Annotated in this window: 2 tRNA genes and 3 rRNA genes; all 5 read right to left on the bottom strand. The window is 40.7% G+C overall.

The window, feature by feature from the left end:
* Positions 1-1,026: 1,026 nt before the first annotated feature.
* Positions 1,027-1,142: ribosomal RNA gene (gene rrf, locus LS81_RS10055) — 5S ribosomal RNA — on the bottom strand.
* A 294-nt stretch (positions 1,143-1,436) separates the two neighbouring features.
* A 23S ribosomal RNA gene (locus tag LS81_RS10060) occupies positions 1,437-4,319 on the bottom strand.
* Positions 4,320-4,658: 339 nt separating this feature from the next.
* A tRNA-Ala gene (locus tag LS81_RS10065) sits at positions 4,659-4,734 on the bottom strand.
* 12 nt (positions 4,735-4,746) lie between these two features.
* Positions 4,747-4,823, bottom strand: a tRNA-Ile gene (locus LS81_RS10070).
* 196 nt (positions 4,824-5,019) lie between these two features.
* Positions 5,020-6,515, bottom strand: a 16S ribosomal RNA gene (locus tag LS81_RS10075).
* The 16S, 23S and 5S rRNA genes sit together here with 2 tRNA genes alongside, the layout of an rRNA operon.
* Positions 6,516-7,362 lie beyond the last annotated feature (847 nt).

Here is a 7,362-nt window from a genome sequence, read left to right on the forward strand (position 1 = left end):
TACATCACATCTCCAACAACCTTACAAATATAGCTTAATTTGGTGCGTGTTACATAAAGAAAGCTTGTAATTTATTTATTCAATAATTCTTATATGTTTTTTGTAATACTGCTTATAAACATACACAAGCAGTATATTAAAGTATTAAAAGAATTTTCAATGCATTGATAAGTTAAATATTTATAAACACAAGTTTAGAGAAGTTCTTATCTTTTTTGGAATCCCTTAAATAATATTTGTGTGTCAAGAATATGCAAGAATTGCTTACTATGCTATTTTATATTTGTATTAAATGTTTAAACCTAAATGTTGTATGCAGTGTTTTATCATGTTGCAAGATCTTATGGATACGAGGATGTTAGATGTGCTTTTTGGTAGTTACGTCATGCTTTTACATATGGTTATCCTTGCCGCCATAGTGCATGTATATAAAGGTTTGACATGCTAAAAAGCTTTTAGTTTACAATCATTTAGCAATAATTACTAAAGAGTGTTTAAGATTTCAGAAATGTAAAATCATAAAAATAAATCATAAGATTACTTCTTTTAAAAAAATAGTAAACAGATATAAAGCAGTAAGAATAATCACTAAAGAAACTAAATAATAGATTCTAAAACAAATATTTTCTCATTCAATGCAAGTAAAATAATAATTGAAAAATTATGCAAGATAATTTTAAGCTTTGCTAGAACAATCCAAACAAGTAAGCAGATAATATTGAGAATTTGGGTATGGGGTTTATAATTAATCGATGCCAAGCTATAAATGCTAGATTTCAATCATATGGCTTAATAAAATAAAAAGGTTGCAATAAAAAAAATCTAACTTGAAGTAAGGGATAAAAAGGTAGAACAAAAATTTTAAGAAAGACTATAGTCTAAAATACACCTAAGAATATAAACTATTATGATTAGAAATAAAAGAATGCTAATAAAACCAAACAATCACTTATATAAAACCTATAATTTAGAACTCATATAAACGATTAATAATGAAATAAAAAGAATAAAAGAAGAATATCCCTATCCTTGCATCGACCTACATTCCCACACCTGAAAGATGCAGTATCATCGGCGAAGAGAAGCTTAACTGCCAGGTTCGGAATGGAGCTGGGTGTTTCCTTCTCTCTATAGACACAAGGAAAAAGGGAAATAAAGACAACTAACCACGCTAAAGAACATCTAAAAGCATTGAATCTATCTTTTGTCCTTATTTCCATCTTTCCTATAAAATAAAAATTAATAGCCTACTTCTCAATAAACCCATAGATCCTGAGTAATCTAAATGTTATTCTCATTTCCTAGCAACTAACTTCAATCACACGTCATACCCTATGTTTTAAAACATACACCTATCAAATACAAACCTATACCCAAATTCTCAATTCTATATATATCAGGGTAAATCTCTTGCACTCAATAAGGCAGTAATCCTTAATAAAAAGCCAAACGGTCTATTAGTAGTAGTCAGCTAAATATATTACTATACTTACACACCTACCCTATCAAGCAGCTAGTCTTGCTGCGACCTTCAGGGAAAGTTAATCTTGGAGTTGGCTTCCCGCTTAGATGCTTTCAGCGGTTATCACATCCATGCGTAGCTACCCAGCGATGCTCTTGGCAGAACAACTGGTACACCAGTGGCATGTCCATCCCGGTCCTCTCGTACTAGGGACAGCTCTCCTCAACTTTCCTACGCCCACGGCAGATAGGGACCGAACTGTCTCACGACGTTCTGAACCCAGCTCGCGTACCGCTTTAAATGGCGAACAGCCATACCCTTGGGACCTGCTCCAGCCCCAGGATGCGATGAGCCGACATCGAGGTGCCAAACCTCCCCGTCGATGTGAGCTCTTGGGGGAGATCAGCCTGTTATCCCCGGGGTACCTTTTATCCTTTGAGCGATGACCCTTCCACACAGAATCACCGGATCACTATGACCGACTTTCGTCTCTGCTTGACTTGTTTGTCTTGCAGTCAGGCTGGCTTATGCCATTACACTCTACTTGCGATTTCCAACCGCAATGAGCCAACCTTTGTAAGCCTCCGTTACTTTTTAGGAGGCGACCGCCCCAGTCAAACTACCCACCAGGCATTGTCCTACTTGAGGATAACTCAAGCTAGTTAGCAGACAGAAACATTAAGGGTGGTATCTCAAGGATGGCTCCATCTCTACCAGAGTAAAGATTTCAAAGCCTCCCACCTATCCTGCGCATAATGCTCCCATCGGCAGTGCCAAGCTGTAGTAAAGGTCCACGGGGTCTTTCCGTCTTGCCGCGGGTAGGAGGAATTTTCACCTCCACTACAATTTCACTGAATCCCTGGTTGAGACAGCTCCCATCTCGTTACGCCATTCATGCAGGTCGGTATTTAACCGACAAGGAATTTCGCTACCTTAGGACCGTTATAGTTACGGCCGCCGTTTACTCGGGCTTCAATTCAACGCTTCGCATTGCTGCTAACGAATCCTCTTAACCTTCGAGCACCGGGCAGGCGTCACACCTTATACTTCCTCTTACGAGTTTGCAAAGTGCTGTGTTTTTGGTAAACAGTCGGGAGGGACTCTTTGCTGAGACCACATTGCTGTGGCACACCTTATCGCGAACTTACGGTGCTAGTTTGCAGAGTTCCTTAACCAGAGTTCTTTCACGCGCCTTAGAATACTCATCTCATCTACCTGTGTCGGTTTGCGGTACGGGCAACATTAGTTAAACTTAGAGGCTTTTCTTGGCACGACGGCATCAGCAGCACTCATCTTGATCCGAAGATCGCAACAAGCTATTCAAGTTTCGAATACAAGAGCGGATTTACCTATCTCTCAATCTACGCTTTTAAATTAGCACTTCCATCAGCTAACGCTGCTTAGCCCTATGCGTCCCCCCATCGCACACTAATGTTGGTATGGGAATATTAACCCATTTTCCATCGACTACCCATTTCTGACTTGTCTTAGGACCCGACTAACCCTACGATGACGAGCATCGCGTAGGAAACCTTAGACTTTCGGCGAAGTGGATTCTCACCACTTTTATCGCTACTCATTCCTGCATGCTCACTTCGCATCGCTCCAGCACTCCTTACCGGTATACCTTCAACGCTGATACGAACGCTCTTCTACCACTGTGCATCAGCACAATCTACAACTTCGGTGTCTATCTTAGCCCCGTTATATTTTCTGCGCAAAATCACTAGACCAGTGAGCTGTTACGCTTTCTTTAAAGGATGGCTGCTTCTAAGCCAACCTCCTGGTTGTCTAAGTAACTTCACATCATTTTCCACTTAGAATAGAACTTTGGGACCTTAGTTGGTAGTCTGGGTTGTTCCCCTTTTGACGATTGATTTTATCACCCACCGCCTGACTCCCAAGATACGGTAATAGGTATTTGCAGTTTGACAGGGGTTGGTACCGCGGTGAGCAGCCCTAGCCCAATCAGAGCTCTACCCCCTATTACTATCACTTGAGGCTATACCTAAATATATTTCGAAGAGAACCAGCTATCACCAAGTTTGTTTGGCCTTTCACCCCTATCCACAGCTCATCCCAACCCGTTTCAATGGGTACGAGTTCAGTCCTCCACGAGCTATTACACTCGCTTCAACTTGGCCATGGATAGATCACTTGGCTTCGGGTCTGCAGCATCTGACTAAACGCCCTTTCAGACTCGCTTTCGCTACGGCTTCGCGTGTGCTTAACCTTGCCAGATACCACAACTCGCAGGATCATTATGCAAAAGGCAGTCCGTCACCCTGATAAATCATAGGGCTCCGAATGATTGTAGGCAGATGGTTTCAGGTTCTATTTCACTCCGCTCACTGCGGTTCTTTTCACCTTTCCCTCACGGTACTTGTTCGCTATCGGTGTGATAGTAGTATTTAGGGTTGGAGAGTGGTCTCCCCGGCTTCAGCCCGGATTTCACGTGTCCTGGCCTACTCTGGATCCTGCTACCTATAAATAATATTGCGCATACGGGACTATCACCCTCTGTGATGTGCTTTTCCAAACACTTCTGCTATATTATTCAAGTGGATATTGCAGTCCTCAACCCCGAATGCAAGCATTCGGTTTGCCCTCTTCCCCGTTCGCTCGCCGCTACTAGGAGAATCTCGTTTGATTTCTTTTCCTCTAGTTACTGAGATGTTTCACTTCACTAGGTTCGCTCCATTAAAGGTAATACATATCTCTATGTATTGGGTTGCCCCATTCGGAAATCTATGGATCAACGCTTCTTAGCAGCTTCCCATAGCTTATCGCAGCTTAGTACGTCCTTCATCGCCTCTATCACCCAAGGCATCCACCATCTGCCCTTAAAAGCTTTTTACTTCTAAGGATACTGCCTTATTGAATGCAAGATAAAATCTATACCTCAATAAGACAAGTATGTCGCGTAATTGTAGTTAATTACTATTTAGGCTATTAACAATAAAATTTCAAATAACATTTAGACCAAAGTCTAATGCAAAGTTTTGATTTCAAGACCATAAGACTAAAAACTACTTATTAGTTTTTAGGGCTAAAAAGCACGATACTCTATTACTCAAACAAAAAAAACCTTGCATTAGACTTCACACATACTTTTTAAAGATGAAACTAATACTATTTATATCAATAACAATATCACCATTCATTATATAGCATTCAATAAGTACTACTCTCAATATGGTGGAGAATAGCGGGATCGAACCGCTGACCTCCTGCGTGCAAAGCAGGCGCTCTCCCAGCTGAGCTAATTCCCCTCATATATTATATGGTGGGCTTAGGAGGACTTGAACCTCCGACCTCACCCTTATCAGGGGTGCGCTCTAACCACCTGAGCTATAAGCCCTTTACTAAATAGAAAGCTAGTTAAAAGCAATAGCAAAATGTATGATATAAACTCGGTATTTAATATTTATAAAATACGCAAATAATCTCTGAAAACTAAGCAAGATCAATATCATAGCTAACGTTACTATAACAGTAATCGCATCTAAACAACTTCTTATGATTTAAGATAAGTAAATATCTTAATATATCTCTAGAAAGGAGGTGATCCAACCGCAGGTTCACCTACGGTTACCTTGTTACGACTTCACCCCAGTCGCTGCATCCGCCGTGGGCGGTAGCCAGTTTGGCATTCCGACTTAAGGCGAATACAACTCCCATGGTGTGACGGGCGGTGAGTACAAGACCCGGGAACGTATTCACCGCAACATTGCTGATTTGCGATTACTAGCGATTCCAGCTTTATGTAGTCGAGTTGCAGACTACAATCCGAACTGAGAGACGTTTTTGAGATTTGCTCCATCTCACGATATTGCTCCTCTTTGTGCGCCCCATTGTAGCACGTGTGTAGCCCTAGGCGTAAGGGCCATGATGACTTGACGTCGTCCTCACCTTCCTCCTCCTTACGAAGGCAGTCTCCTTAGAGTGCTCAGCCGAACTGCTAGCAACTAAGGACGAGGGTTGCGCTCGTTGCGGGACTTAACCCAACATCTCACGACACGAGCTGACGACAGCCGTGCAGCACCTGTTTTCAAGCTCCCCGAAGGGCACTCCGCTATCTCTAGCAGATTCTATCAATGTCAAGCCTAGGTAAGGTTCTTCGCGTATCTTCGAATTAAACCACATGCTCCACCGCTTGTGCGGGTCCCCGTCTATTCCTTTGAGTTTTAATCTTGCGACCGTACTCCCCAGGCGGAATGCTTAATGCGTTAGCTGCATTACTGCCCTGACAAGCAGGGCAACAACTAGCATTCATCGTTTAGGGCGTGGACTACCAGGGTATCTAATCCTGTTTGCTCCCCACGCTTTCGCGCATCAGCGTCAGTAATGTTCCAGCAGGTCGCCTTCGCAATGAGTATTCCTCTTGATCTCTACGGATTTTACCCCTACACCAAGAATTCCACCTACCTCTCCCACACTCTAGAATAACAGTTTCAAATGCAGTTCTGTAGTTAAGCTACAGGATTTCACATCTGACTTATTACCCCGCCTACGCGCTCTTTACGCCCAGTGATTCCGAGTAACGCTTGCACCCTCCGTATTACCGCGGCTGCTGGCACGGAGTTAGCCGGTGCTTATTCCTAAGATACCGTCATAATCTTCTCTTAGAAAAGGAGTTTACAATCCTAAAACCTTCATCCTCCACGCGGCGTTGCTGCTTCAGGCTTTCGCCCATTGAGCAATATTCCCTACTGCTGCCTCCCGTAGGAGTCTGGACCGTGTCTCAGTTCCAGTGTGTCCGATCACCCTCTCAGGCCGGATACCCGTCATAGCCTTGGTGAGCCATTACCTCACCAACAAGCTGATAGGACATAGGCCAATCCCATAGCGAAAAACTTTCCCTCGTAAGGAGTATCCGGTATTAATCACCGTTTCCAGTGGCTATCCCAGACTATGGGGCATGTTACCTATGCATTACTCACCCGTGCGCCACTAATCCACTTCTAGCAAGCTAAAAGCTTCATCGTTCGACTTGCATGTATTAGGCACGCCGCCAGCGTTCACTCTGAGCCAGGATCAAACTCTCCATAAAAAAGTAACCTTAAATTAATTATTCATGACTCAAGACTACATATTAAAGAATTTGTCCTAATCTCTAAATGTTTCACAAAGACTAAAACTTGCCAATGCCTATTACCCATGATATATTCATTAAAGGTAACAACCAATAGCAAATTAAGTTATAGTCGAGTTGTATAGATTAACAATTTAAAGACTTGGTTGTTAAAAAACAAAGTGTCTAGATGAATGGAGTAACATTTAGAATTTATAATAACTCTACAAAAACTAAATACTAACTTTAAACAATCTAGCTACAATATCACAATCAAATCTTGCTTAGTTGTCAAAGATCATTGCTTTAAAAATACCAAAATTTCCAAAGTCAAATAACACAAGTATAAAGAAAACACAAACTCAATTATTACAAAATATAAAAACTAAAAAGCTTTAATCACTTAAAGACTTAAACAAATATGTTAGCTATTTACTTTAAAATGCTAAAATATTCCTTATTATTTTACATCTCGTAAAATCTTTATTTTGCTCTCTCGCGAACTTGAGAAACAGAATTATAGGCCAATAAAGCTTAAAAAAAGCTTAAATTATAAAAATATTTTGATTTTTTTATAATTTTTTATATTAAATGTCGTTTTACGCCTTGTTTATGGGCATATATCGTATTAAAATAAGTAAACTACATAGATTAAACTCATCGATACAAGCATGTATATTTCATCCAAGAATCAAATTTTCTCAAAGTTCATGTATAAAATTGGAAAGTCTTTCTTGAGTGTGTATTATAGATATTGTATAGTATAAATATAGATTGAATATAAGAATATAATCTAGTAATGGCAAATATTAATGTGTATTGTTGT

Origin of the sequence: Helicobacter trogontum (assembly GCF_000765905.2) — a bacterium.
GTDB lineage: Bacteria > Campylobacterota > Campylobacteria > Campylobacterales > Helicobacteraceae > Helicobacter_A > Helicobacter_A trogontum.